The sequence below is a fragment of the Pseudomonas retamae genome (assembly GCF_043496865.1).
In the GTDB taxonomy this organism is placed as follows: Bacteria; Pseudomonadota; Gammaproteobacteria; order Pseudomonadales; family Pseudomonadaceae; genus Aquipseudomonas; species Aquipseudomonas retamae.
Window position 1 is genome coordinate 262274 of the sequence record NZ_JBIEIL010000005.1, and the last position, 23465, is coordinate 285738.

The 23465-nt window shown below is 60.0% G+C and carries 31 protein-coding genes; 4 read left to right on the plus strand and 27 right to left on the minus strand.

Annotation, left to right across the window (positions count from 1 at the left end):
* The first annotated feature begins 33 nt into the window (after positions 1 to 33).
* Positions 34 to 732 carry a tRNA (N6-threonylcarbamoyladenosine(37)-N6)-methyltransferase TrmO gene (tsaA, locus tag ACGSLL_RS12920; RefSeq protein WP_394506330.1) on the plus strand — a complete coding sequence of 233 codons (699 nt, stop codon included), beginning with the start codon at positions 34 to 36 and terminating at the stop codon, positions 730 to 732.
* Between the two features lie 173 nt (positions 733 to 905).
* Here tsaA and fpr read toward each other — a convergent pair whose 3' ends face one another.
* Positions 906 to 1685, minus strand: coding sequence for a ferredoxin-NADP reductase (gene fpr, locus ACGSLL_RS12925; protein ID WP_007908723.1), 780 nt, complete (start codon positions 1683 to 1685; stop codon positions 906 to 908).
* A 133-nt stretch (positions 1686 to 1818) separates the two neighbouring features.
* Between fpr and ACGSLL_RS12930 the strand changes: the two genes are divergently transcribed.
* Positions 1819 to 2745, plus strand: a complete 927-nt coding sequence (locus tag ACGSLL_RS12930) for a LysR family transcriptional regulator (RefSeq protein WP_332762464.1) — start codon at positions 1819 to 1821, stop codon at positions 2743 to 2745.
* On the opposite strand, the gene ACGSLL_RS12935 is transcribed toward ACGSLL_RS12930, so the two are convergent.
* The 3 genes from ACGSLL_RS12935 to ACGSLL_RS12945 all read right to left on the minus strand — a co-directional run bounded on the left by ACGSLL_RS12935 (position 2742) and on the right by ACGSLL_RS12945 (position 4798).
* Positions 2742 to 3104 carry a diacylglycerol kinase gene (locus ACGSLL_RS12935; RefSeq protein ID WP_090282071.1) on the minus strand — a complete coding sequence of 121 codons (363 nt, stop codon included), beginning with the start codon at positions 3102 to 3104 and terminating at the stop codon, positions 2742 to 2744. The two genes, ACGSLL_RS12930 and ACGSLL_RS12935, sit on opposite strands and share 4 nt — an antisense overlap.
* A gap of 74 nt (positions 3105 to 3178) precedes the next feature.
* Positions 3179 to 3829: a response regulator transcription factor ErdR gene (gene erdR / locus ACGSLL_RS12940; protein ID WP_123443004.1), complete on the minus strand. Its 651-nt coding sequence runs from the start codon at positions 3827 to 3829 to the stop codon at positions 3179 to 3181.
* Positions 3830 to 4051: 222 nt separating this feature from the next.
* A complete protein-coding gene (locus tag ACGSLL_RS12945; protein ID WP_394506335.1) occupies positions 4052 to 4798 on the minus strand; it encodes a tRNA-uridine aminocarboxypropyltransferase in 747 nt (248 codons plus the stop codon).
* 189 nt (positions 4799 to 4987) lie between these two features.
* Here ACGSLL_RS12945 and ACGSLL_RS12950 point away from each other — a divergent pair, with 189 nt between their 5' ends.
* Positions 4988 to 5413 (plus strand): PA3611 family quorum-sensing-regulated virulence factor, encoded by a 426-nt coding sequence (locus ACGSLL_RS12950; protein WP_007908738.1) that lies wholly within the window; start codon positions 4988 to 4990, stop codon positions 5411 to 5413.
* Here ACGSLL_RS12950 and ACGSLL_RS12955 read toward each other — a convergent pair whose 3' ends face one another.
* Positions 5414 to 5608, minus strand: a complete 195-nt coding sequence (locus tag ACGSLL_RS12955) for a hypothetical protein (RefSeq protein WP_394506337.1) — start codon at positions 5606 to 5608, stop codon at positions 5414 to 5416. It abuts the gene before it with no gap.
* A 321-nt stretch (positions 5609 to 5929) separates the two neighbouring features.
* Between ACGSLL_RS12955 and ACGSLL_RS12960 the strand changes: the two genes are divergently transcribed.
* Complete coding sequence (locus tag ACGSLL_RS12960; RefSeq protein ID WP_394506339.1) at positions 5930 to 7048, plus strand: LOG family protein; 1119 nt, start codon at positions 5930 to 5932, stop codon at positions 7046 to 7048.
* A gap of 53 nt (positions 7049 to 7101) precedes the next feature.
* Here the strand turns inward: ACGSLL_RS12960 and recX are convergent, their stop codons facing one another.
* The 22 genes from recX to ACGSLL_RS13070 form a co-directional block, all read right to left on the minus strand.
* Entirely contained in the window at positions 7102 to 7572 is a 471-nt protein-coding gene (gene recX / locus ACGSLL_RS12965; protein ID WP_394506341.1) for a recombination regulator RecX, read from the minus strand.
* An 8-nt stretch (positions 7573 to 7580) separates the two neighbouring features.
* A complete protein-coding gene (recA, locus tag ACGSLL_RS12970) occupies positions 7581 to 8639 on the minus strand; it encodes a recombinase RecA (protein WP_090282065.1) in 1059 nt (352 codons plus the stop codon).
* A gap of 83 nt (positions 8640 to 8722) precedes the next feature.
* Positions 8723 to 9223 carry a CinA family protein gene (locus tag ACGSLL_RS12975; RefSeq protein WP_394506344.1) on the minus strand — a complete coding sequence of 167 codons (501 nt, stop codon included), beginning with the start codon at positions 9221 to 9223 and terminating at the stop codon, positions 8723 to 8725.
* A 68-nt stretch (positions 9224 to 9291) separates the two neighbouring features.
* Positions 9292 to 9810, minus strand: a complete 519-nt coding sequence (locus tag ACGSLL_RS12980) for a lysis system i-spanin subunit Rz (protein ID WP_394506346.1) — start codon at positions 9808 to 9810, stop codon at positions 9292 to 9294.
* Positions 9789 to 10355, minus strand: coding sequence for a glycoside hydrolase family 19 protein (locus ACGSLL_RS12985; RefSeq protein WP_394506348.1), 567 nt, complete (start codon positions 10353 to 10355; stop codon positions 9789 to 9791). Before ACGSLL_RS12985 ends, ACGSLL_RS12980 begins: the two co-directional genes overlap by 22 nt.
* A gap of 35 nt (positions 10356 to 10390) precedes the next feature.
* Complete coding sequence (locus ACGSLL_RS12990; RefSeq protein WP_394506350.1) at positions 10391 to 10645, minus strand: hypothetical protein; 255 nt, start codon at positions 10643 to 10645, stop codon at positions 10391 to 10393.
* Positions 10645 to 11805: a glycine-rich domain-containing protein gene (locus tag ACGSLL_RS12995; protein WP_394506352.1), complete on the minus strand. Its 1161-nt coding sequence runs from the start codon at positions 11803 to 11805 to the stop codon at positions 10645 to 10647. Before ACGSLL_RS12995 ends, ACGSLL_RS12990 begins: the two co-directional genes overlap by 1 nt.
* 10 nt (positions 11806 to 11815) lie before the next feature.
* On the minus strand, positions 11816 to 12238 hold the full coding sequence (locus ACGSLL_RS13000; RefSeq protein ID WP_394506498.1) for a phage tail assembly chaperone: 423 nt from the start codon (positions 12236 to 12238) through the stop codon (positions 11816 to 11818).
* Positions 12239 to 12240: 2 nt separating this feature from the next.
* Positions 12241 to 12981: a gp53-like domain-containing protein gene (locus tag ACGSLL_RS13005; RefSeq protein WP_394506354.1), complete on the minus strand. Its 741-nt coding sequence runs from the start codon at positions 12979 to 12981 to the stop codon at positions 12241 to 12243.
* A 35-nt stretch (positions 12982 to 13016) separates the two neighbouring features.
* Positions 13017 to 13484 (minus strand): phage tail assembly chaperone, encoded by a 468-nt coding sequence (locus tag ACGSLL_RS13010; protein WP_394506356.1) that lies wholly within the window; start codon positions 13482 to 13484, stop codon positions 13017 to 13019.
* A complete protein-coding gene (locus ACGSLL_RS13015; RefSeq protein WP_394506358.1) occupies positions 13484 to 14410 on the minus strand; it encodes a glycine-rich domain-containing protein in 927 nt (308 codons plus the stop codon). The genes ACGSLL_RS13010 and ACGSLL_RS13015 overlap by 1 nt, the downstream gene beginning before the upstream one ends.
* Before the next feature lie 205 nt (positions 14411 to 14615).
* Positions 14616 to 15038 carry a tail fiber assembly protein gene (locus ACGSLL_RS13020; RefSeq protein ID WP_394506360.1) on the minus strand — a complete coding sequence of 141 codons (423 nt, stop codon included), beginning with the start codon at positions 15036 to 15038 and terminating at the stop codon, positions 14616 to 14618.
* A 17-nt stretch (positions 15039 to 15055) separates the two neighbouring features.
* Complete coding sequence (locus ACGSLL_RS13025) at positions 15056 to 15934, minus strand: gp53-like domain-containing protein (protein ID WP_394506362.1); 879 nt, start codon at positions 15932 to 15934, stop codon at positions 15056 to 15058.
* Positions 15935 to 15947: 13 nt separating this feature from the next.
* Positions 15948 to 16547: a YmfQ family protein gene (locus ACGSLL_RS13030; RefSeq protein WP_093104145.1), complete on the minus strand. Its 600-nt coding sequence runs from the start codon at positions 16545 to 16547 to the stop codon at positions 15948 to 15950.
* The gene (locus ACGSLL_RS13035) at positions 16535 to 17578 is read right to left on the minus strand and encodes a baseplate J/gp47 family protein (RefSeq protein ID WP_394506364.1); all 1044 of its coding nucleotides are present in this window, start codon (positions 17576 to 17578) and stop codon (positions 16535 to 16537) included. Before ACGSLL_RS13035 ends, ACGSLL_RS13030 begins: the two co-directional genes overlap by 13 nt.
* Positions 17568 to 17966: a phage GP46 family protein gene (locus ACGSLL_RS13040; RefSeq protein ID WP_093104150.1), complete on the minus strand. Its 399-nt coding sequence runs from the start codon at positions 17964 to 17966 to the stop codon at positions 17568 to 17570. The genes ACGSLL_RS13035 and ACGSLL_RS13040 overlap by 11 nt, the downstream gene beginning before the upstream one ends.
* Positions 17966 to 18475, minus strand: coding sequence for a phage baseplate assembly protein V (locus ACGSLL_RS13045; protein WP_394506367.1), 510 nt, complete (start codon positions 18473 to 18475; stop codon positions 17966 to 17968). The genes ACGSLL_RS13040 and ACGSLL_RS13045 overlap by 1 nt, the downstream gene beginning before the upstream one ends.
* A gap of 155 nt (positions 18476 to 18630) precedes the next feature.
* Positions 18631 to 19680, minus strand: a complete 1050-nt coding sequence (locus ACGSLL_RS13050; RefSeq protein ID WP_394506369.1) for a phage baseplate assembly protein — start codon at positions 19678 to 19680, stop codon at positions 18631 to 18633.
* Positions 19681 to 19683: 3 nt separating this feature from the next.
* Positions 19684 to 20919, minus strand: coding sequence for a DNA circularization protein (locus tag ACGSLL_RS13055; RefSeq protein ID WP_394506371.1), 1236 nt, complete (start codon positions 20917 to 20919; stop codon positions 19684 to 19686).
* Positions 20916 to 22682, minus strand: coding sequence for a phage tail tape measure protein (locus ACGSLL_RS13060; protein ID WP_394506373.1), 1767 nt, complete (start codon positions 22680 to 22682; stop codon positions 20916 to 20918). Before ACGSLL_RS13060 ends, ACGSLL_RS13055 begins: the two co-directional genes overlap by 4 nt.
* Before the next feature lie 130 nt (positions 22683 to 22812).
* Positions 22813 to 23109 (minus strand): phage tail assembly protein, encoded by a 297-nt coding sequence (locus ACGSLL_RS13065; RefSeq protein ID WP_007908778.1) that lies wholly within the window; start codon positions 23107 to 23109, stop codon positions 22813 to 22815.
* Positions 23106 to 23453, minus strand: coding sequence for a phage tail tube protein (locus ACGSLL_RS13070; protein WP_394506375.1), 348 nt, complete (start codon positions 23451 to 23453; stop codon positions 23106 to 23108). Before ACGSLL_RS13070 ends, ACGSLL_RS13065 begins: the two co-directional genes overlap by 4 nt.
* Positions 23454 to 23465: the final 12 nt, after the last annotated feature.

The following is a 23465-nucleotide window of genomic DNA, read 5'->3' on the forward strand; positions in this document are numbered from 1 at the left end:
CATGCCCACCCTGCCCCGCTTCGATTGCAAACCATGACTTACAGCGTCTCCCCCATCGGCTTCGTGCGCTCCTGCTTCAAGGAGAAATTCGCCATCCCCCGCCAGCCACAACTGGCCCCCGCCGCTCGTGGCGTGCTGGAGCTGGTGGCGCCGTTCGATCAGGGTGACGCCGTGCAGGGTCTGGAGCAAGTCAGCCACGTCTGGCTGCTGTTCCTGTTTCATCAAGCGCTGGAAGAGAAACCGCGGCTGAAGGTGCGTCCACCGCGTCTGGGCGGCAACAAGTCCATCGGCGTGTTCGCCACCCGCGCGACGCATCGGCCAAACGGCATCGGCCAATCGGTGGTGAAACTCGACAGGGTCGAAGCCAATCGGCTGTTCATTTCCGGCATCGATCTGCTCGACGGCACCCCGGTGCTCGACATCAAACCGTATGTGCCTTACGCCGACATCATTCCCGGCGCCGCCAACAGCATTGCCAGCGCTGCGCCGCATCTGATTGACGTGCAGTGGACGGATCCAGCGCTGCAACAGGCGCATACCCATGCGCAGCGCCTCGGCGAGCCGTTGGTCGAGCTGATCGAGCAATGCCTGGCGCAGGATCCGCGTCCGGCCTATCAGACCCCGGCGCCAGAGCGTGAATACGGTGCGCAGTTCTGGGATCTGGATGTGCGCTGGCATTATCCGACGCCTGAGCGGATTTGCGTGCTCGAAGTCATTCCCGCCTCGGCATAAACCCCGAAAACGAAAAAGCCCGCGCTGCCTTCTCAGGCAACGCGGGCTTTTACTGTCACACCACAAAACCAACTGTGGGAGCGAGCCTGCTCGCGAAGGCGTCGTGTCAGCCAACATCAATGTTGATGACAGATCGCATTCGCGAGCAGGCTCGCTCCCACAAGGGCAAGTGTTTACTTCTCGACGAACGCGCGTTCGATCAGGTAATCACCCGGCTCGCGCATCCGCGCCGAGATCTTCAGGCCGAAGCTGTCGAGTACTTCGCTGGTCTCGTCGAGCATGCTCGGACTGCCGCAGATCATTGCACGGTCGTCCTGCGGGTTGATCGGTGGCAAGCCGATGTCGCTGAATAGCTTGCCGCTGCGCATCAGGTCAGTCAGACGGCCCTGATTCTCGAACGGCTCGCGGGTCACGGTCGGGTAGTAGATCAGCTTGTCACGCAGCGCTTCGCCAAAGAACTCGTTCTGCGGCAGGTGCTCGGTGATGAATTCGCGGTAGGCGACTTCGTTGACGTAACGCACGCCGTGAACCAGGATCACTTTCTCGAAGCGCTCGTAGGTTTCCGGGTCCTGAATCACGCTCATGAACGGCGCCAGGCCGGTGCCGGTGCTGAGCAGGTACAGATGCTTGCCCGGGTTCAGGTCATCGAGCACCAGGGTGCCGGTAGGCTTTTTCGAGATGATGATCTCGTCGCCTTCCTTCAGGTGCTGCAGTTGAGAGGTCAGCGGACCGTCCTGCACCTTGATGCTGAAGAATTCCAGATGCTCTTCCCAGTTCGGGCTGGCGATCGAGTAAGCGCGCATAAGCGGGCGGCCGTTGGGCTGCTGCAGGCCGATCATCACGAACTGACCGTTCTCGAAGCGCAAACCCGGATCGCGGGTGCACTTGAAGCTGAACAGAGTGTCGTTCCAGTGATGAACACTGAGGACACGCTCGTGGTTCATGTTGCTCATGTACGTTTGACTCCTGGAGATTGGGTCTGCGCAGGCCCACCAAGGCCATAGCGCGCAATTGCATCGCATTCTAATAGCGACGACAATATCTGTTAACTGGATTATTAAGATAAGGGTTATCGGTTATATCGATATGCGATTTACTCTCCGTCAACTGCAAGTCTTCGTCGCCGTCGCCCAGCAGGAAAGCGTATCCCGTGCTGCGGGTCTGCTCAACCTCTCGCAGTCGGCGGCCAGCACGTCGATCACCGAACTCGAGCGCCAGTCCAGCTGCCAGCTGTTCGATCGCGCCGGCAAACGCCTGAGCCTCAACGCCCTGGGCAAACAGTTATTGCCGCAAGCAGTCGCGCTGCTCGATCAGGCAAAGGAGATCGAGGACCTGCTCAACGGCAAATCCGGTTTCGGCTCTCTATCAGTGGGGGCGACGCTGACCATTGGCAACTATCTGGCCACCCTGCTGATCGGCAGCTTCATGCAGCTTCACCCGGAAAGCCAGGTGAAGCTGCACGTGCAGAACACCGCCAATATCGTGCAACAAGTCGCGCACTATGAAATTGATCTGGGTCTGATCGAGGGCGATTGCAGCCACCCGGATATCGAGGTGCAGAGCTGGGTCGAGGATGAGCTGGTGGTGTTCTGCGCGCCGCAGCATCCGCTGGCTCAACGCGGCAGTGCGAGCATGGAGGAACTGACCCACGAGGCGTGGATTCTGCGGGAACAGGGTTCCGGCACGCGCCTGACCTTCGATCAAGCCATGCGCCACCACCGTAGTGCGCTGAATATCCGTCTGGAGCTGGAACACACCGAAGCGATCAAACGCGCGGTGGAGTCAGGGCTGGGGATTGGCTGCATCTCACGCCTGGCGCTGCGCGATGCGTTTCGCCGCGGCAGTCTGGTGCCGGTGGAGACGCCGGACCTGGATCTGGCCCGGCAGTTTTACTTCATCTGGCACAAGCAGAAATATCAGACCTCAGCCATGCGCGAGTTTCTTGAACTGTGCCGCGCGTTCACCGCCGGGGTGCAGCGCAGCGACGAGATCGTCCTGCCGACCATCGCTTAAAGCAGAATCACCGCCCACACCAGCGCAATCATGCTCAGGGCCACGAACTGCGCGGCGCTGCCCATGTCCTTGGCGTTCTTCGACAACGGGTGCAGTTCCAGCGAGATGCGGTCAATGGCCGCTTCCACCGCCGAGTTCAGCAGTTCCACAATCAGCGCCAGCAGGCATACGGCGATCAATACCGCTTGTTCGACCCGGCTGACATTGAGAAAGAAGGTCAATGGGACCAGCACGACATTGAGCAGCACCAGTTGGCGAAACGCCGCTTCGCCGGTAAACGCCGCGCGCAGGCCGTCGAGCGAATAACCGGAGGCGTTGAGGATACGTTTCAGGCCGGTCTGGCCCTTGAAAGGTGACATATGGAAGAGACCAACCAAAAAGGAGTGGGGAAGCTAGATCAACGAAAGTCAAAAAAGCGTGAAACCGCCAGCCATCACTGGCTCGGAATTGACTCAAGTTGTTGCAGCAGTAAAGCCGCTTGCGTGCGGGTGCGCACATTCAATTTGCGAAAGATCGCCGTGACGTGGGCCTTGATGGTCGCCTCTGACACACTCAGTTCGTAGGCAATCTGCTTGTTCAGCAGGCCTTCGCAGACCATGGTCAATACGCGGAACTGCTGCGGCGTCAGGCTGGCGAGGCCATCGCTGGCGGCTTTGGCTTCGTCGGAAACGCTGACTGCCTCGAACGCTTGCGGCGGCCAGAACACGTCGCCATCCAGCACTTTGCGTACGGCTTGCTGAATCACGCTCAGATCGCTGGACTTGGGAATGAAGCCACTGGCGCCGAACTCGCGGGATTTGACCATCACCGAAGCTTCTTCCTGCGCCGAAACCATCACCACCGGAATCTGTGGATATTGCCCGCGCAACAGGACCAATCCGGAAAAACCGTAGGCGCCAGGCATGTTGAGGTCCAGCAGGACCAGATCCCAGTCTGCCTTTTCGGTCAGACGCGCTTCCAGTTCGGCGATGCTCGCCACTTCCACCAGCCGCACATCCGGGCCGAGGCCCAGCGTCACCGCTTGATGCAGGGCACTGCGAAACAGCGGGTGATCATCGGCAATCAGGATGTCGTATGTGGCCATTTTTCAAATGATCCTGTTTTTGATGGCCGGCCGGGGCATTCCGGTCAGACCAAAGCAACTCGAGATGCCGCTCGCAGGCGGTATCCACAGGGGCACGTTCAACGCCAATCAACAGCAAACACGACGTTTCAAACCTTGGCCGCACCCAGAACGGCGCCAAGCATGCCCAGCGAAGCCGGGGTGGTCAAGCAGCGCGGCGGCTGGCTCGTACAGTATGGGCCACTATTGCGCCAACCCCGCCTGCGGCTTTGGTATATAGCGTTGCAACTCAGCATGGGCCGGGGTCGACTCGTTCTTGTCCAATTGCTGTTTAGCGCCGAGGTAGTGCTGGCTGAACACGTCGAAATAAGCGTCCAGCGCCGAAGCAGCATCCGCATCACCGGCCAGTTCCAGGCACAGCGCCGCCACTTCCGCGGTGCACAGATGCTCGCTGCGGGTCGAGCGGCGCAAGCGGTAGCGCGACAGTTTGTCGGGCAACAGGCTCAAGATCGGCAGTCGATCGAAGTACGGACTCTTGCGGAAAATCTTCCGCGCTTCAGTCCAGGTCGCGTCCAGCAGAATGAACAGCGGACGCTTGCTGCTATCGGCGGCGACGGTGTTGGTCACCCGCGACGGCTCGACGTATTCACCGGGAAACACCAGGTACGGCTGCCATTGCGGGTCGTTGAGCAGCGCCAGCAGTAGCGGGTCCGGCTCGGTGCGAGACCAGATGAACGCATGGTTGTCGCGCACCACATCGGCAATCAGCCAACCGGTGTTGCTCGGCTTGAACACTTCTTTGCCAGTCATGATCAGGCACACCGCCGAACGGGTCTCGACGCTTGGCCGCCACGCGCACAGGCAGTGACTGATGATCACTCGGCAATCGCGGCAACGCTCGGAGCGAAAGCCTCTGGCCTGAATCGGCTTGATGCCTTCATCTTCGCGCTGGTCGCGCAAACGGGCTACGGCGTTGGGGGCATGGTTCATCGCAGGCAACGTCGGCAGGCAGGGAAACTCGACACGAACAACACTCGGCAGGGCAATAAAGGCCGGCAGTTTACCAGAGCGAGCGGCACAAGCCTGTACCCTCCCGACCGGCTCCCCTATAATTCGCCGCCACTGAACGCACAGTCACGTGACGGGTCGAACCACCAGTCACTGAACCAGGAGAGTTTCATGCTGCGCCTTATCGTTCCCACCGCTGCCATTCTGCTGGCGTCGTCCTTCACCGCTCAGGCGGCGTCCCTGAGTGAGCAGAATCTGAACAGAGAGCTGCGCAATGTCGCCGCCCAGAGCAGCGTCGGCACGCCTCGGGCAATCAATGAAGACATTCTTGATCAGGGCTACACCGTCGAAGGCACTCAGTTGATCAATCACCTGAGCGTACAAAAAAGCCACGCCGATAAAATGCGTGCTGATCCTAAAGCCGTGTACTTCCAGTTGGGCGCCTCGGTGTGCAACAACCCTTCGTACCGCAAGCTGATGGCCAAGGGTGCGATCATGCGTTACGACTTCACTGAAGTGAAAACCAACAAAGCGATCGGCTCGGCGAGCTATCAGGAATCCGATTGCCCGAAAGCCGCCCCAGCGAAGAAGAAGTAATCACCGCGAATTGGCGCGCCGCTGTTCATCCTCGGCGCGCAATTCGGCTAGCAGCGCTTGTAGATACTGGGACCGACGTTCGCCGCCCGCCAGACGTCGGCAACACTCCTCTTCGAGACTGATCTGACTGGTCTCGGCCGCTGCCAGCAACATTCGATACAGCTGCGTATCGATTTCCAGAGTCACTCTGGCCATGTGTCCCGCCTCCTTGCCACCTGCAAATCCTTGAATAGCGTATTACTTGCGTACCTGATCGACGCGAAGTTGTCGCATGACGCCTGTAAATCAGTTAATCAGAGGGATTGCGGTCCGGTGCGCGTTCGGACGAGCGGTGGCTCTGTTGGCGGGGCTATTTCTAAAAGAGTCGCAGCGTAGTGCCACGCAAAGGTCTAGATTCAGAGTATTCCCGATCACCCGTTGACGGCAGCCAAGGAACTGCCCAGAGGTGTGTTTATGCAGCGCGGCACTGACGCCGCTCGTCAGGGCCACCCGCTCTGTGCACAAAGGAGACATTGAATGCCTTACCAACCGAATGACCTCTTGAGTCGTCATTTCCAGGAAAGCGGCCCCGACCTCATCAGCAAGGTCGAAGAACAACTCAACCGTGTTTCTCCCAACAGTCCCAATATCCCTATTTACCGCGACATGATTCTGACCGTGCTGCGCATGGCACAAGAGGATCACAACCGCTGGAACGCGAAGATCACCCTGCAGGCCCTGCGCGAACTGGAGCAGGCATTTCGCGTACTCGAACAATTCAAGGGGCGGCGCAAGGTCACCGTGTTCGGCTCGGCGCGCACGCCTTTTGAACATCCGTTATATGCGATGGCCCGTGAACTCGGCGCCGCACTGGCGCGCTCCGACATGATGGTTATCACCGGAGCCGGTGGCGGCATCATGGCCGCCGCTCACGAAGGGGCCGGTCGCGATCACAGTCTCGGTTTCAACATCACCTTGCCCTTCGAGCAACACGCCAACCCGACCGTGGACGGCACTGGCAACCTGCTGCCTTTCCACTTCTTCTTTACCCGCAAGTTGTTCTTCGTCAAAGAAGCTGACGCACTGGTTCTGTGCCCGGGTGGTTTCGGCACGCTGGATGAAGCGTTAGAGGTGCTGACGCTGATCCAGACCGGCAAAAGTCCATTGGTGCCGGTGGTGCTGCTCGATACACCGGGTGGGACATTCTGGCAGGGCGCGATGGATTTCATTCATCAGCAACTGGAAGTCAATCGCTACATCCTGCCGACCGACATGAAACTGATGCGGCTGGTCTACAGCGTCGACGAGGCGGTGGAACAGATAAATCAGTTCTACAGCAACTTTCATTCCAGTCGCTGGCTCAAGCGCCAGTTCGTGATCCGCATGAATCACAAACTCACCGATCAGGCGCTGGAACACATGCAGGAGGCTTTTGCCGATCTGTGCCTGAGCGATCGGTTTCACCAACACGCCTATGCCGGCGAGGAGCACGATGACGCTCAATTCAGCCACCTGGCGCGGTTGGCGTTCGCCTTCAACGCTCGCACCCATGGACGTCTGAGGGAGTTGATTGACTACATCAATCTGCCGGAAAACTGGGCCCACTCCCAAACACAGCTGAAGCAACTCAGCCGGGAACCTTCGAAGACAATTTGAGGGCAAAAAAAAGGCCCACTATTTTCATAGCGGGCCGTTTTTATTGAATCGTTCTAATCGTCCATCCCTCGACCGCTGAACAAACGGTTGATCATCTCCATCGAAAAACCCCGATACGCGAGAAACCGACCTTGTTTGGCCCGCTCTTTCGCATCAATCGGTAGATGCCCGGAGAACTTGCGCTGCCAGGTGTCTCGAAGTTGCTCCTGCCAGTTGATACCGCTTTCGCGCAGGGCGAGTTCGATATCGGCACGCTGTAGACCGCGCTGGCTAAGCTCCTCACGAATCCGCAGAGGGCCGTAGCCGGAACGGGCACGGTACGAAACAAAACTTTCGAGGTAACGGGCTTCGGAAAGCAGACCCTCTTCCGTCAATCGGTCGAGGGCTGTTTCAATCATCTCCGCTTCAGCGCCGCGCTGGCGCAGCTTACGCGTCAGCTCGACTCGACCATGCTCGCGCCGTGCGAGCAGGTCCATCGCGGTTCGTCGCACTGCGACGAGTGTATCGAGTACGACGGTGGTCATCGCTACAATCAGATATCAGCGTCGGCCAGATCATCTTCGGTTTCCTTGACAGCGGAAGCCTTGGAATCGGCAATCACTGCTGGCGACAGCAGCTTGTCACGCAGTTGCTTCTCAAGCTTCGCGGCGATTTCCGGGTTGTCCGCCAGGAACTTGGCCGAGTTGGCCTTGCCCTGACCGATCTTGGTGCCTTCGTAAGCATACCAGGCGCCGGATTTTTCAACGAAACCGTGCAGTACGCCCAAGTCGATCATCTCACCATTGAGGTAGATGCCCTTGCCGTAAAGAATCTGGAACTCGGCCTGACGGAACGGCGAAGCGACCTTGTTCTTCACAACCTTGACGCGGGTTTCGCTGCCGACCACTTCGTCGCCTTCCTTCACCGCGCCGGTACGGCGGATGTCGAGACGAACAGAGGCGTAGAACTTCAGCGCGTTACCACCGGTGGTGGTTTCCGGGCTACCGAACATCACGCCGATCTTCATGCGGATCTGGTTGATGAAGATCACCAGGCAGTTGGCGTTCTTGATGTTACCGGTGATCTTACGCAGCGCCTGGGACATCAGACGGGCTTGCAGGCCCACGTGCATGTCACCCATTTCGCCTTCGATTTCAGCCTTCGGCACCAGCGCAGCCACGGAGTCGACGATGATCACGTCAACGGCGTTGGAGCGCACCAGCATGTCGGTGATTTCCAGTGCCTGCTCGCCGGTGTCCGGCTGGGAGACCAGCAGATCATCGACGTTGACGCCCAGTTTGCCGGCGTACTCGGGGTCGAGGGCGTGTTCGGCGTCGACGAATGCGCAGGTCGCGCCGGCTTTTTGCGCCTGGGCGATCACCGACAGCGTCAGCGTGGTTTTACCGGAAGATTCAGGACCGTAGATTTCAACGATACGACCTTTTGGCAGGCCGCCGATGCCGAGTGCAATGTCCAGACCCAGAGAGCCAGTGGAGATGGCCGGGATCGCCTGACGGTCCTGATCGCCCATACGCATTACGGCACCCTTGCCGAATTGACGTTCGATCTGACCCAGGGCCGCAGCCAAGGCTTTCTTCTTGTTGTCGTCCATTAAAGTCCTCACGTAATCAATAAGGCCTGACGGCCAACACCTGTATAAGTAGCCAGTATTATTCCACAGCGTTCGAAGATCGCCTACCCCTGATTTTCGATTTCTCGTGCCGCTAGTCGCAACAGCCCCTCTAGCGCGGCCTTCACCGTTTGTCGGCGAACCTCGTCGCGGTTGCCCGGGAAGTGCTGAACCTCGCTGGCAACCGTATCGCCCACTGCCCATGCCAGCCACACCGTGCCGACCGGTTTGCTCGGCGAGCCGCCGTCCGGCCCGGCCACACCGCTGACCGCCACGGCAAACCGCGCCAGGCTTTTGTCCTGCGCGCCACGCGCCATCGCCTCGACCACCTCGCGACTGACCGCGCCCACCGTTTCGAACAGCTCGGCCGGCACATTCAGTTGCTGAGTCTTCTGCCGATTGGAATAGGTTACGTAACCGGCCTCGAACCACGCCGAACTCCCCGGAATCCGGGTAATCGCTTCAGCGATACCACCACCGGTACAAGACTCGGCGGTGGTCACGTGGGCGTTGAGCACTTGCAGACGTCGGCCAAGTTCGGCGGCCAGTTGGGTGATCTCTTTCACGGCGCACTCCGGATCGTGTGGAATGCGTACCACCGTACACGAGCCGGTTGCTCTTTCAATACACAGAATCATTCAAAATGTGCAGGCGCCAGCGCTCTGACATAGGCCTGACAAGCCTGCAAGGCAATCAATCCACGATCGCCGGTGTCGGTGATGGCGACAATTCGTTGAGCATGCGCCGGGTCAAGTCGGGCGCGTACGGCTGCATGATCCACGCGGCCGGCGCCGGCGGCGGTTGGCACGTTGCAGCCTGGGGCAACGTCGCCGGCGTCGAGAAGGACTGACAGGCGCACACCAGCAGTAGCAAGACGATCGCGCAGGCGATCCTGATCACGTTGGGCATCGCTCAGCGCTCGAAAATGGGTTTGTTCACTGCTCGCGAGCCGTTGCTCCAGTGCCAGGCGTTTATCCTGCTCGGCCTGTTGCGCGGTGGCGGCGGCGAGGTTCTGTTGATTGAGGACTTCGGCGTTTAACCGGGATTGCTCGGCCAGTTGCCGTCCGTAACGCCAATCCTGAATCTGCCAGGCCGCTACAAAGGCGGCTGCGGCGAACGACAGGACGCCGATCATTCGCCAGGGGATGGGCATAGCACCGCCCTCGCCCGCGCCCAGATGTCCAGGCGATCCTGCAAGCCGTTCAACCCGCCGTTGATGCGGCGGGTGATGGTGTTGAACTGATCACGATCAGCCAGCTCATTCAGGCCCTTCTGCTCCCAGAACCATGTCGCCGATTCGGCTGCCCACTGTGGCTGCTCAAGCAGCTCGGGCAACGACAACAAACGTTCATCGCCGAACAACCCAAGGCTGCACTGGCGATAGTTGCTGCGCCCAGTGATCTGGATCAGGCCGCGACCACGATACTTCTGCCCGTCACCGTCGGCTTCGGGGGTGTTGCCCAGACGCAGCGCCAACGTGCCGGTGTCGTATTTGCTCAGGTATTGGTTGTTGCCCAGTTCGCGTACGTAACGCAGTTGCCCGGACTCGTGGCCGACCTGCGCAAGAAACGCGGCAATGCGCTTGGGCGTGTCGATGCGACGCCGCGCCATGGCGATGTTGAGTACAGAAACAAAAACGCCCGCTTGGGAGCGGGCGTTGGGCATGATGTCGATAAGGTTGTTTTCGGTTATTTGCATGATGCTTGATCCTCCCTGGATTGATCCTGATTGAATCACGGCTGGCCGGTGATGCCTGCCAGCCATTTATTTGCCAGAGTTTTCAGGTTGCTGACCGGCGCAGGGTGTTCGGGTGAGGCAAACACCCAACCAAGGGTGCCGAAGTGGGCTGTCCAGTCGATTTGCGGTGCCGGCAGAACTTCGCTGATATCGACCCAGAGCAGATCCGGGTGAAACATCTCGGCCATATTGCCGTCGGTGACGAACAACTCGACCACAGTGGCATTGACGATGCGAGCGTAGGTTTTCATCAGGCGTACTCGTAGATGATGACGACACCCGGGGCACCCGCGCCGCCGGATCTGGCCGGTTGACTTGGAGCATTGGCGATTCCGCCTGCACCGGAGCCGTAACCTGTGCCTGGAGCCGCCAACGCGCTCGCTGCGCTGCTCGCAAAACCGCCACTACCCAATGGCGAGTTACCACCGTTACCTGCGAGGGTCGAGCCGTTGACCGATATTCCCGGGGCGCCAGCACTTCCCGCGCTATTAACGATATTGCCACCACTCGCCGCCAAGCCAGGATAGCCACCGGTACAAAGGGCCATTCCCTGATTCGCGACATATCCGATCCACGGCGATCCGCCACCACCGGCAGCAGAAACCAGCGAACCAAAGGAACTGGTGCCCCCTCCGCCCGCGTTTGCAGCTGACTGTCCGGCGCTTCCGCCAGCGCCCACCGTTACCACCTGTTGGGAACCGATCGAGTCGGAGGAAAGCCAGGCTTCGGCATAACTGCCAGAGGCGCCGCCACCCACGGTTGCGTACTGTGCCGTCGTAGTCGCGCCAACGCCGGCACTGCCACCGCCACCGGCCATAACCTTGACTAATACGTCCTTCATTCCTGCGGTCGGCACATAAGTCCCCGAAGCAGTAAACGTTTTCACCCCCAGCAACCGGCCGCTCGCCGCATTACCGCCACTCGCGTAGACCAACACCCAACTGTCCAGCGCAGCGCTGTACACCACCGAGCACACACTGCCGCCGACAATCTCGGCCGGGCGCAACGCACTCAGGGCAAGGCTGACCAATGGCTTGGGCAGCAATCCATTCGGGGCAAACGTGCTCGCTCCAGTGCTGGCATTTGCTGCGGTGAAGCGCAGTGCCAAGCCATCCTTCAAGACGCTGACCGCTGGCACATAGTTGGCCATGTAGAGGTTGGCCGCACCGATGTCCGCGGCGTGTTTGTCTGCACCAGCCTGGCTGATTTTTTTTACCGCTTGCAGCAGTTGGCTCGCGTCGGTTTCGCTCGGTTCCAGCCCGGCGGACTTGATGACATTCAACAGCTCATCGGTAACGCTGTTGCCCCAGGCCGCAGGGATCAGCGAGCCCGGCATGCCTGCAACGGCGTCTTCATTGACGAACTTTCCGTTCACCAGCCCTACGCTGGGGACGCTTTTCGGGTAATCCACGATTGATTCCTTATAAAGTCAGAGCGCCCAGCCAGTCCGGCTCAATCGGACGCGAATGCGCATCCGGAAACTCAGGCTGATCGGGCCAGTCGCGCAGCGCTTGGCGATAGGCGAGCAGTTGCTTGAACTCTTCGGTGCGCAGGGTCGTGCCTTCACCGGTTTCGAGTTCTTCGGCATCACGCAAAACCAGCCATTGGGTGCTCTGAAGCACCTGGTTGCGCCAGGCACGCTCAATTGAGTCATGAGATTGGGCAACCATTGGAACACGCTCCGGACGGCCGTCTCTATCAAGGGAAAGGACCGTTGCTTTCGGAGCATTCGATACCAGCGCGCAGTACTCGCCTTCGCTGAGTACAAACGCATCGTTGGGAATATTCAGGCCGTGCAGATCAGAATGATAAAAACCGCTAGTAGTCGGGGAAAAATAATACATATTCAATTCCCTATGCCGATGATACGCGCGGAGATAGTGGAGTTAGGGTAATCAGGGCAGCGCACATTGATGCCTACCTGCCTGCTGACGGTCGAAACGGCATTCCATGTAAGGAAAGTTGCTGTCGACGTACCTTCGTGAGTAGCCACCGCGACATACAACGCATTGGGGAATGCCAGCGGCCATAAATTCAGCTCGCCATTATTGTTATTGCCTGCCTGGCTGGCACTGCCGTTAACCCATTGAATGATTATCCCGCCCATCCATGAGGGAAAAACCACATAACCAGAAGTACCCAGTCGCACCATGAAGCCAAGTCTGAGTTTTTTAGGGGTAACGATTGATGCATCGCCAGTGCCCGCATTGACCTCGGCCTGAGAGGCAATTTTCGCCGTCCCCACGAACGCCTCTGTCGCTTGCTGAACCTTCCTGGCTATTGCTTGAAATACCCGCAAGGGTGTCATGAGTTTTGCTGCGTTCGTACCCGCTTCAGCGTCTTCTTGAGTGGCCAGGCTTTCGTTTTGTTTCTTCAGGATCAATGCGTTGATCGCTGCGCGAAGCTGCGTGTTATCGCCTTCATCCGCCGCCACGCCTGAACTTTTGATAACTTCAAGAATTTCCTGCGTTACGCTGTTACCCCAACTTGCAGGGATCAGCGAACCGGGCGTGCCTGTGACGGGATCTTCATCAACAAATCTGCCATTTACCAAACCGGTGCCGGGCAAGCTCTTTGGGTAATCCATTTTTCATCTCCTTCGTTGAACCTACATCCCGCGCATCAGCCATTAATGTCTGCAAGCCATAGCGGTATTTCCGGCCTGGAATTCAATGCCGGAAAACTTGGCGAATCAGGCCAGTCGCGCAGCGCCTGGCGATATTCGAGCAGTTCCAGATAATGCGCGGCCCGCAGGTGGGTGCCGCGCCCCAGCGCCTGCTCGTCACGATGGCGAGTGACCAGCCATTCGGTCGCCGCCAGCGACGCCTGGCGCCAGCCGCGTGCGGATGTCGCAGATTCGGTTTCTGCACTGATGGACGTCTGCAGGAGCAGCGAATTCTGCGCTGCTGACGATGGTTCATCGGCGGCGGGAAGCGCGTCGAGCGGCGCGCCGATTTCGATTTGTCGATCATCTGAAATCAGAACCATCGACTCGACAAAGGACGGTGCGAACAACTGATTGATGACGTAGTCACCGGTGTCGATCCGTTCTACGACCATGCCGTGTTCGACCCGAGCATAAATAGCCATTATTCGTACTCCCAGATTTCGCAGAAGGCGTTGCCGCCGACGCCGCTAAGGACAGAGGCGGACGCACTGGTCGAACAAGAACCACTGCCACCCGAGCCTCGATTCCCTGAGGTGCCGGGGCCACTAAGGCCCATCAACGGACCACCGCCATCAAACGGACTCGCTCCGCCTCCACCCGCCAGTACACCCCAATTGGCGTTGTGCATGGCATAGCCTCCGCCGATTCCACGTGCGTTAGCGAGGTTGCCACCCGTGACGGCTTGCCCTCCGGCACCACCCTGGACGAAGCCGACTGCGGTGGCTGTCAAGGGAAAGGTCAGGATTTGTCCTCCCATGCCTCCCGCCGCGCTCATGTAACTGCCAAAAGAAGCGCCACCACCCGCCTGCCCCATGGCGTTGCGTGAAGCGCCACCCGCGCCCAGTGAAACCGGCACGCCGGCCATCATTTCCGCGCTCACGTCATACAAGCTCTCGGCATAGGCGCCACCACCGCCGCCGCCACCGATACTGTGATAACCCGCCGCCACCGGCGCACAGCCTCCCCCCGAGCCACCGGCGCCAACCAGACGCACTCGAATACGCTTGGCTCTTGGGTTGGGCTTGTACACCGTGATCCCTACCGTCTCGATCTGCCGGACCGCCAGTAGCCGCCCCACCGCATCCGTGATGCCGTAACCACTCAAAGTCGTCGGGGTGTTCTTCAGTTTGGTGAAATCGACCAAGGCACCGATCGCCGTCGCCAGTTGATCGGTTCTGGCTTCATCCGGCGTCAACCCGCCAGCCTTGATCGCGTTGAGAATTTCCTGCGTAACACTGTTGCCCCACGCCGCCGGAATCAAAGATCCCGGAGTGCCCGCCACCGGGTTTTCATCGACGAAGCGGCCATCGACCAGGCCGACGCTGGGGACGCTTTTTGGATAATCCATGGGTTACTTGTTTCCTGTGAACTGACTCATGCCCCGTGTAAGCGGGCGCTCAAGCGGTCTGTTTGTTTAAGAGAGGAGGCCCACATCGACGTGGGTTTGACGGTACCGATCGAAACACCGGCGGATGGCCAGCGTTGAAACGGCAGATGCGGCAACTGCAGTGAGAGCGAAGCAAGGTCCCGCTTTGGAATTCGACTCAGGAATGTCATCCAACCGGCACGGCTGGCCAATTTATGCTCTGCGGAAAACCTGGCTGTTTATCGATTTTGTTCAGAGCCAGTTTGTAACCGGCGTAGGCTTTGAACCGCCACATGTCATCGTCATCAAGCAGACCCACAATGTAGGCGTCTGCCATACCCACGGTCTGTTGATCGGCTTCGGCCAACAACTCGTCACGCCGCGCCAGGGCCGACGCTCGCCGTTCGCTTTCAACCAGCTGCGTAGCGTTCGCAAGCGAGTGTTTGGTGACCTTGCCTGCGGTCCATTTCCAGAGGCCGTCGCGCTCTTCGATCGTTCGCAGAAACAGTTCATCGGAGATCTCTACGGCAGTTGCCGGAATCTGCGCGTGGATCGCCGAGTCGTAGCGCCCGAGCAGCTCACCCGAGGCATCAAAATCTATGTATTTCATTTAATTCACCGTTGATGTCAGAAGCCTATGGCGAACCAGTTCCAACCGCCCGGATCCATATTGGAAAAGCGCTGAAACTGGCTTTGCGAGAGTCTGAACAGGGAGAAGCGCAGATCGGCGAATCCCGGTGAGATATCGCCGCCAGAGAGAAAAAGCACGGCGTTGGGGAATGCAATCGGATAAGTAATGGTTTCGCTGAGGCCTCCGCCGGTGGCCAGCCCCCACTGCAAAATCAAACCGCTGGGCAGGCGCTGATAACCGCCGGCAGTAGCCAGCGAGGCGGTGAACACTGGCGAATACTTGAGCGCCCCGTCGCCGGCGTCCAGGCCCCAGCCACCGCCAAGCAAAAGACGGCGGAAGGTTACAAAGCTGCCACCGACAAACGACAGCGACGTCGGCGAGGCGCCATTGCTGGTGCCCAGGGTTTCGCCAGTTCTGGCTTTGACCGTCAAACCACCGGAGCTGGCACACAGTGATATCAGACCTCCGGCCGGGACAGTCGACCACTCCGGCAGCGTTGCAGTACTGGGGCCGGTAAAAATCGAAAGCCTGCCAACATCAGCGGCGGTCAATGAGACCTCCCCCACATAGTTGGTCTGCCCTGCCAGACTGCCAAGCGCACGCTGCACGAACTCTGTCGTCGCGACTTTCTGACTGGCATCGAACTGAGGCGGCGTTTCAAACAGCTTTTTGCTGCGAATCGCCTCCAGCAACTGCGTGTTCAAGCCTTCAGTCGGTTCAATTCCCGCTGCTTTGATAACCGTCAATATCTCTTCGGTAAGGGCATTGCCCCACTCAGCAGGAATCAGTGATCCGGGAGTTCCGGTGACGGGATTTTCATCAACGAAACGACTGTTGACCAAACCGACACCAGGCATGCTCTTTGGATAATCCATCCCTCATTCCTCCCTAGTCATAATTGATGTGCACCTTGGTATGCGCCGGTGCGCTGCGGTGGATCAGGCATTCCAGCGCCGAGCCCGGGTTGACGCCGAAGCGCTCACCCCAGTAGCTCGCGCCGTAACGCCGGCCGAGCAGCAGGCGGCCGCCGGTGTTGAGCGTCCACATGAATTGCGCTTCCCAGGTGCCCCAATGCGCCGAGCCGAACCGGGCACGGCCCATGCGGGGTGCTTCGTGTTCGGTGATGGTAGCGTTGGGGTAGCCCTGGCTTTTGGCAATGTCGAGGTAGTAGCCGACGGCCTGGCTGCCGACCGCGAGCAAGCGGCGGCGTACGGCGAGGCGACGGTCGTCGAACAGCGGCGTGGCGCCCAGGCACGGGTCGGGCAGGTTCATCACCTGCTCCCAGTCGGGCACCAGTTCGCTGACGCCGGCCGGATCCATCTCGTTGAGCAGGTCAGCGGCGCGCGCGTCGAGGCGTGCCAGTTCGACGGCGACGCCTTGCAGCACTTCTTCGAGTTCCGGCACCCGTTCCGGGTCCCACGCCGGGCCGCTGGGCAGCAAGGCGCGCAGTTGCGCCTGATATTGCGCGGCGGTTCTTATGCCCCCCATACGCAGCCTCCGAACGTCAGCAGCTCGCTGTCCTTGGCGGTGACGTTGGCGACCGGGGCGCTGAGCACGTGATCGGTTTCCCCGGCAGCACTGCTGATGGCTTCGCGAATGTGGCTGATCAGCAGATCCTCGCCGAGGTCGGCCTCGCGGTTGTGCAGATCGCGCAACTGGGTTTCGACCGCCGCACGTACGGCGCTGGTGTCCGGCGTAAGTTTCAGGCGATAGGTCACCGGCACCTGAATCGGCGCACGTACATGCACCTCGGCGGTCACTGGGCGCAACGGTTCGATGTACGCCTGCACCTGCGCCAGTTGCTCGGCGTTCGGCACCGGTTGTGGATCGTCGTCACGCATGATGTACACACCGACGGTGCCGGGGCCGAGAAAGCCGCCGCGGCACCAGGCGCGCGTAACGCCAGGCACTTCCAGCGCCCAGGTTTCGTAATCGTCGGCCGAGCCGCCGTGGGGAATGATCCGGTACGAGCGAATCACCCGCGAGCGCAGCGATTCGAGACTTTCCCGCGCGACGCCGCCGCTGAGGCCCGGCGCCAGAACGACGAAGCTGTTGCCGACCACACCGGCAATCGGTTGCACCGGGGTCAGCGCCAGCCCGGCATCGGCATTGCCAAGGCTGCCGGCCTCCAATGCGGCGATCGTTGTCGTGTTGCTGCCATTGATTGCAGTGCGTGCGCTGGTGACTTTGTAGGTGCGGCCATCGCTCGATTGCAGCAGCGTGTCGAGGTCCAGCAGCGCGCCGGCCGTGGCGCTGAAACTGACGCTGCCGCTGGCGACTTGCGCCGGTTTGCGCGGCTGGTTCAAACGCAGTGCGGCGATGCGTTCCAGGGTCGACTCATCGGCTGTGTCCGGCAGGATCTGTTCGGCAATCCAATCGAGGTAGCCGTACAGACCATACGCGGCGCCGCTGAGGGTGCGGGCCAGCACTTGCGCATCGGACTGGCGCAGCGAATCGCCGGCCAGGTCGCTTTGGGTGCGTTTGATCAGCACCGGCAGCGAAGGGGTTTCAAACGGCATAGATCACCTGCCAACTGTTATCGGGGTTGATGTCCAGACGTTCGCCATCGGCCAGGGTCAGGACCGTGCGCAGGTTCAGGCGCTGGGCGTCGAGGCGTTCACTGAGGATGTCGATGGCGCTGCAGTGACCGTCGTCGATCAGCCATTGCAAGGCTTCGCGGGCGTAGAACTCGGCGTCCATCTGGGTCTGTCGGGTCAGCTTGACCCGGCGCAGCAGCCACAGCCTTGAGCCGATGCGATCGTCGGCGACGGTGGGAAAACTGTCGCCCCACCAGCCGAAGCGCTCCTCGTCATCAAGGGCGTCGTCATCGGCGGCGCGGCGCCAGGTGAACAGGCTGATCAGCACCGCGCGGGTCAGCGCAGCATGCAGGTTCGGGCTGATCAGCATCATTTGCCTCCTGCCGGCGCGCCGGTCTGACCGTTGCCGGCCTGAACGCCGACGTGCACATGGTTGATCTGGCTGATGCCGCCAGCGAGCTGGTCGCCGGAGGAAACGATCTTGCCGGTCTGGTTGATCACCGGCGTATCGAAGTTCACCGCGCTGCTGGCGCGGATGTTCAGCGTGGCGGTGTCAATGTCGATGATCCGCCCGCGCTTGAAATGAATCCGGTCGCCCTCGTCGGTGTAGATTGCCACTTCACCGGCGGCGAGCGATTGCAGGCGATAACGGCGGTCGGCGATGACCAGGGCGATCGCATGGGAACGGTCACCGCCAATGAAAGTGACGACACCTTCGGCGCCGGCCAGTGGATGGCTGGTGAAACCGTAAGGTTCGAAGTGTTCGAGGTCGTCGTTCACTTCGCCGGCGGTGAGGCGCATTTGCAGCGATTGCAGCTTGGAGGCCGAGTTGGCGAGCACGACAGTGCCGCGCGCCAGCAGGCGTGTCAGTAGGCTCATGGGGTGTCCTTCAAAAATTGGCCTGAATGCGATCCATGTGGGAGCGAGCCTGCTCGCGAAAGCGTTGGGTCAGGCGCTGAGATGTCGGGGCTGCCGACGCTTTCGCGAGCAGGCTCGCTCCCACAGGGGCCGGTGTTGTCAGGAAAAATTCGGTGTCAGGTCTGGGGGTTTTTCGGGGGTGTCGGATCAGCATCGAAGGTATGCGGCGGTGCCACCTGCAAGGTGGTCACCGAGCCCTGCGCCGACAGCGAATAGGTGACTTTGGAAATCAGCATGTCGCCATCGAAACCCAGCACCGAATCTTTCACCCGCACCAGAGTGTTGTGCCGCCACAGGTCGCCGTTGGCCTGACGCCAGCCCTGCACCTGATAGGTGGTGGTCTGCGCCCGACCCATGCGGGTGGCGCTTTCCCATTGCGCACGCTGCTGCGCCAGTTCAAAGGTCAATTGCGTACCTTCATTGATCACCGTGGTGCGCCGGCGCTTGAAGCTCAGGTCGGCGGCCGTCGATTCGACTTCGCTGACCGCCGCCCCGCTCTGCTTGTCCGAGCCTTTTTGCTGGCCGATCACCCGGTATTCGGAGAACACCTGGCTGTAGTCCATGGGCGCGTTGGCGGACAGAATATTCTTGCCCAGTTCGAGCACATCACTGGCCCGCCCGCCACTGCCGGGTTTGGCCAGCACCAGTTGGCCCAGCTCGTTGTCGGTAGAAAAAACCCGCAGCAGCGAGAGCAGACGATCGATCGACTGAAAGGCTGTTTCACCGGGCACGATGGTGTGTTTGGCCAGCCGCGCGGTTTCACTGATTTCATTAACCACCGACAACCCATATTCCCTGGCCAAGTCCTGAACAATGTTCAGCAATGGCTGTTGCTGCCATTGGCTGGGCAGGTTGCGGGCGGCACAATCGACCAGATCCTGAGTCCTGGAACTGCCTTCGATGCTCAGGCTGATCTGCCGGCCGTCATAGCGGATCGGGGCCTTGAACACGTAGCCGGTCAGCACCAGATCCTGGCCGATTTTCACTTCACAGGGATCACCCGATTTGATTCGCTGATCCACCGTCTGCCCCGGCCACTGCCAGGTGATGTCGAGTTTGAAGGTGCGGAACTGGCGCTCCAGATCAGCACTGATTTCCACGCTTTTCCAGCCACCGTATTCCATGTTGTTGACGGTCAGCGTGACATGGTTGTCCATCTCGCTCATGGCTCACTCCCTGGAGACTTTGACGTCGTTGGGGGCAAAGCCCGGATGGTTCATCGCGTTGCTCTGTGTCACTTCAGTCACCCGCGTGGCATCGGCAAATTGCCGGTAGGCCACCACCAGTGCGGGCAGGCTTTCCTGGAACGATTTGCTGACCTGTCGCACACCGGAAGACGCCACGGCCTTGAGATGCGCAAGCAGCGCTTCCTTCACATCGTTGATGGCTTGATGATGCTTGGGATCGGCCTTGTTGAGCATCGGGTCAATCGCCGCTCCGACGGCCTTCTGCAGCGCTTTCATTTCCTCGGTCACCGGCACTTCCTGACGGGTCACCGATTGATCCGCCTGATGCGCTACCGAAGGGGTCGAAAGGAGTTTTACCGCCGGGCTCGCGACCGGCATCGACGCCACCCATTGCGCCACTTTCACCAGCAGCGTGTCCTGCACCAGATCGGCCATGGCTTGCGCCGCCGCGTTGGTGTCCTTGCCAGTGGTGAGCTTCGGCGCATCGGCCTTGCGAATGGCTTCAAGTTGTTGCGACACGTCGGCAATCACGCCACGGTAACCCTCCTTCGCGAACGCCTTCAGCTCCTTGATATCGCCGAGCAAGCCTTTGAACTCTGCCGCCACTTCCTTGGGCAACTCCTTCACGGCTTTGACCAGTTCGGTGATCTGCCGGTACTGCTCGATCAGCGGTTTGAGCTGTTCCTTGATCACTTCATAAACCCCGGTCAGGCTGTTGCGCAGATTGGCGATGCCAATCCGCGCAGCCTTGATCAGCGTCATCGCCTGTTCAAAGCGCGCCACTGCCGAACCGAGCAAGGTATCAGCCTTGGCCAATAGCACTTTCTGAGTACTGACGGTCGCGGTAGGAAACGGCAACGGTTTATCGGGATAGAACTTCAGCGCAAAGGTCACCAGCCCACCGTCCTGGCGGGTGTGGGTCATGTCGCATTCGCCGACCTTGACCTGCAAACGACCGAGCCACGGATGCACCAGCTCGCCACTGCCCGCCTCTAAAGCCTTGAGCAGCTTGTCGCGCTGCTCCAGGCAATCGGCGCCGACGATGAACGCGGTGATGTCGTGAATCTTCGCCTGCTGGCCAAGGTCTTCGAAATACGGCAGGTCACGTTGCGGGTATTCGTGCAATTGCCCCTTGCGACCGACCGGGGTTTTCGCCTGGTCGATCCAGAAGCCGACACCGCGAAAGGATGCTGGCAACAAACGGTCACGCCAGTTCATTGAGAACCTCCCATCGATAGCGAGCGATAGCCGATACGCGACGCCACGGCCAGGCCCGGTTGATTGGTTTGCGGTTGTTCGGTGCGCAACCCTGCCGGCGCATTTTCGAAGCGCACGGTCAGGCCGCCTTCGAGTTGCGTGCGGTTGTTGATCGCGCTTTGTTGAATCAGCGCGCCTGAGCTTTGCGGCAATGAGCCGCCTTGCAAAGTGCCATTGCCGGCAGTCGCCGGGCTGGCGCCGAAGAATGCCGGTGCGAGTTCACCCTTGCCTTCGGTATTGGTCTGGCGTTGCGCCTGGGTCAGCGTTTCAACCTTGCCGGTGACCTTGGCGATCAAGCCGGCAAAGCCGCCGTCGAACAATTCCTTGATCGGCGCGATGACGGTCTGCAGCTTTTGCCACAACTCGCCGAACCATTCGGTGATCGGGCCCCAACTTTCAATGATCTGATCCAGAGGTTTCCAGTCGAACAGGCCGTGCAGAAAATCCGTGACCGGCGCGGACAGCGCCAGCACGACGCCCCAGATCGCCGAAAAGACCTCACCGATCGGCTGCCAATACTGGGCAATCTGCTCCAGCGGCGACCACTCGAACAAGTCAGTGAAAAAGCCTCTGACCTGTTGCACCGACGTTTGCAGCGCCATCCAGATTGGTTCGAAAAACCCGACAATCCCACCCCAGGCGCTGGTGAGCATGTCCATCGGGAAAAAATCGAACAGCGTCAGCAAAATATCCCGGGTGCTTTGTACGGCCGATTGCAGCGTCGTGAACATCGGCTCGAAGAACGCGACAACACCACCCCACGCCTCGGTAATCATCTGCATCGGCGAGAAGTCGAACAGGTTTCTGAGAAATGCCATCACCGGCACACTCAAGGCCTCGAGCAATTCCCAGATTGCCGCGAACAGGCCGGTCAGCGGCCCCCAGTTTTCGATGATCATGCCGGCCGGAGACCAGGAAAACACCGATCGCAAGAAATCCGTCAGCGGCGCAGTGACGGCTTTGACCTTGTCCCAGACGCCCGCAAAGAACCCGCCGAGCGGTTCCCACAGCGCCGCCAATGCGGCCAGCGGTCGCCAGTCGAGCACCGAGCGCAACGTGGCCATTGCCCGCGCCCCGCCGTTTTTGATGCCTTCCCACATTCCGCTGAAGAACGCACTGATCGGCGTCCAGTTGGCCACAATCAAACCGGCCGCCACGGCAATGCCCATGGCGATCAGCATGATAGGGTTGGTCTTGAGCACCATGCTCATCACGTCGAAAACTTGCGTGGCGCCGGTCACTGCGGTTTGCATCGCCGAAAAGGCGATAGCCCCCGCCGCCAGGCCTTCGACCAGTTGCGGATTGTCAGCGAGCAGGTTGCCGACCTGGGTCAGCACCGGTTCCAGACCGACCACCAGCGCCCCGACGGCCGGCACCAGCGCGGCGTCGACCGAGGCCGAGACCTTTTCCATCGAGGCACTGAACACATTCATGTTCTGCGCGGCGGCTTTCGGTGCGGCGGGCAGGTCGACGGTTTTCGCCGTGTCGCTGACCTCATTCAATTTGCCCTGAAACGCCGCCGCCGACTTGATCCCTTCCACGAACGGCGTGATCACGCTGCCGCCCTTGAACAGACCACTGATGTCCAGTTTGCCGAGGCCGGTCTGTTCGAGATTGTTCTTGAAGCTCTCGACCTTCACGCGCAGGGCGCCGAGTTTGGGCGAGAGTTCATCGATGCCGGTGATCAGCACCGGTTTCGGGGTTTTCTTCTCTTCGTCTGCCATCACTGCACCTGCTGCATCGCATTGATCCGTTGCGCGTGCTCCAGCGATTCGCGGAGCACATCCAGTGGCCTGGCCATCATCTGTTCGGGGTCAACCTTCCAGAACCAGGCCAGGTCATAGGCGACGGCGATCAGGTCGGTGATGGCGCCGACGCCGCACTCATGAAAAAACTCGCAACGGCCCAGCTCAACGCGTTGAGGTCAGCCAGATCCAGCTGGTTGACCGACGACGGCGGAATGCCGGCGCAGACGGCGATGTATTTGGCCGCCACGTCCATGTCGAGGCTGACTTCTTCGCTCTTGTCGATCTTGTACGGCAGCGCCTTGATCGCTCGCACTTCCTGCACCGTCGGGCGGCGCAGGACGAGTTCGGTCAGGGGCTCGCCGTGAGCTTCGATCGCAACCTGAAGCTTCACAGCGCCGCTCATTGCCAAGTCCCCTTGATGCCTTCGAATTTCAGTTCGATGGTGGCGTCATCGCCTTTGGAGAGCGGTTCTTCGACCAGATAGGCGCCGGCCAGCACGTAGACTTTGCCGTTGCTGAATTCGCAGGTGACGGTGATGTCGGTGCCTTCGATCAGCTTCTTCAGCGGAAAATCGGCGGTGTGCAGCGCAGTCACTTTGAACGACGGTGCGATGTCGGTTTCCTTGTAGAAACCGGGCACGACGGTTTCGCGTTTGACCGCCATCAGCGGGGCTTCGCAGCCGCCAGTGATCGTCAGTTGTGCGCCGTCGACCTTGACGTAGCAGGTGCCTGCAATCAGTTGACCCATGGTGTTACTCCC

Bases quoted from the DNA above. Each gene is read 5' to 3' on its own strand.
- ACGSLL_RS13005 (WP_394506354.1), bottom strand. From the start codon at position 12,981: ATGGATTACCCAAAGAGCTTGCCCGGCACCGGTTTGGTAAATGGCAGA.
- ACGSLL_RS13015 (WP_394506358.1), bottom strand. From the start codon at position 14,410: ATGGATTATCCAAAAAGCGTCCCCAGCGTCGGCCTGGTCGATGGCCGC.
- ACGSLL_RS13055 (WP_394506371.1), bottom strand. From the start codon at position 20,919: ATGAACTGGCGTGACCGTTTGTTGCCAGCATCCTTTCGCGGTGTCGGC.
- ACGSLL_RS12990 (WP_394506350.1), bottom strand. From the start codon at position 10,645: ATGAAAACCTACGCTCGCATCGTCAATGCCACTGTGGTCGAGTTGTTC.
- ACGSLL_RS13050 (WP_394506369.1), bottom strand. From the start codon at position 19,680: ATGAGCGAGATGGACAACCATGTCACGCTGACCGTCAACAACATGGAA.
- ACGSLL_RS13035 (WP_394506364.1), bottom strand. From the start codon at position 17,578: ATGCCGTTTGAAACCCCTTCGCTGCCGGTGCTGATCAAACGCACCCAA.
- ACGSLL_RS13070 (WP_394506375.1), bottom strand. From the start codon at position 23,453: ATGGGTCAACTGATTGCAGGCACCTGCTACGTCAAGGTCGACGGCGCA.
- ACGSLL_RS13000 (WP_394506498.1), bottom strand. From the start codon at position 12,238: ATGTATTATTTTTCCCCGACTACTAGCGGTTTTTATCATTCTGATCTG.
- fpr (WP_007908723.1), bottom strand. From the start codon at position 1,685: ATGAGCAACATGAACCACGAGCGTGTCCTCAGTGTTCATCACTGGAAC.
- ACGSLL_RS12935 (WP_090282071.1), bottom strand. From the start codon at position 3,104: ATGTCACCTTTCAAGGGCCAGACCGGCCTGAAACGTATCCTCAACGCC.
- ACGSLL_RS13060 (WP_394506373.1), bottom strand. From the start codon at position 22,682: ATGGCAGACGAAGAGAAGAAAACCCCGAAACCGGTGCTGATCACCGGC.
- ACGSLL_RS13020 (WP_394506360.1), bottom strand. From the start codon at position 15,038: ATGAAATACATAGATTTTGATGCCTCGGGTGAGCTGCTCGGGCGCTAC.
- ACGSLL_RS12980 (WP_394506346.1), bottom strand. From the start codon at position 9,810: ATGCCCATCCCCTGGCGAATGATCGGCGTCCTGTCGTTCGCCGCAGCC.
- ACGSLL_RS12955 (WP_394506337.1), bottom strand. From the start codon at position 5,608: ATGGCCAGAGTGACTCTGGAAATCGATACGCAGCTGTATCGAATGTTG.
- ACGSLL_RS13025 (WP_394506362.1), bottom strand. From the start codon at position 15,934: ATGGATTATCCAAAGAGCATGCCTGGTGTCGGTTTGGTCAACAGTCGT.
- ACGSLL_RS12945 (WP_394506335.1), bottom strand. From the start codon at position 4,798: ATGAACCATGCCCCCAACGCCGTAGCCCGTTTGCGCGACCAGCGCGAA.
- ACGSLL_RS12930 (WP_332762464.1), top strand. From the start codon at position 1,819: ATGCGATTTACTCTCCGTCAACTGCAAGTCTTCGTCGCCGTCGCCCAG.
- ACGSLL_RS12950 (WP_007908738.1), top strand. From the start codon at position 4,988: ATGCTGCGCCTTATCGTTCCCACCGCTGCCATTCTGCTGGCGTCGTCC.
- ACGSLL_RS12985 (WP_394506348.1), bottom strand. From the start codon at position 10,355: ATGCAAATAACCGAAAACAACCTTATCGACATCATGCCCAACGCCCGC.
- ACGSLL_RS13040 (WP_093104150.1), bottom strand. From the start codon at position 17,966: ATGCTGATCAGCCCGAACCTGCATGCTGCGCTGACCCGCGCGGTGCTG.
- recX (WP_394506341.1), bottom strand. From the start codon at position 7,572: ATGACCACCGTCGTACTCGATACACTCGTCGCAGTGCGACGAACCGCG.
- ACGSLL_RS13065 (WP_007908778.1), bottom strand. From the start codon at position 23,109: ATGAGCGGCGCTGTGAAGCTTCAGGTTGCGATCGAAGCTCACGGCGAG.
- ACGSLL_RS13030 (WP_093104145.1), bottom strand. From the start codon at position 16,547: ATGGGGGGCATAAGAACCGCCGCGCAATATCAGGCGCAACTGCGCGCC.
- recA (WP_090282065.1), bottom strand. From the start codon at position 8,639: ATGGACGACAACAAGAAGAAAGCCTTGGCTGCGGCCCTGGGTCAGATC.
- tsaA (WP_394506330.1), top strand. From the start codon at position 34: ATGACTTACAGCGTCTCCCCCATCGGCTTCGTGCGCTCCTGCTTCAAG.
- ACGSLL_RS13045 (WP_394506367.1), bottom strand. From the start codon at position 18,475: ATGAGCCTACTGACACGCCTGCTGGCGCGCGGCACTGTCGTGCTCGCC.
- ACGSLL_RS13010 (WP_394506356.1), bottom strand. From the start codon at position 13,484: ATGGCTATTTATGCTCGGGTCGAACACGGCATGGTCGTAGAACGGATC.
- erdR (WP_123443004.1), bottom strand. From the start codon at position 3,829: ATGGCCACATACGACATCCTGATTGCCGATGATCACCCGCTGTTTCGC.
- ACGSLL_RS12960 (WP_394506339.1), top strand. From the start codon at position 5,930: ATGCCTTACCAACCGAATGACCTCTTGAGTCGTCATTTCCAGGAAAGC.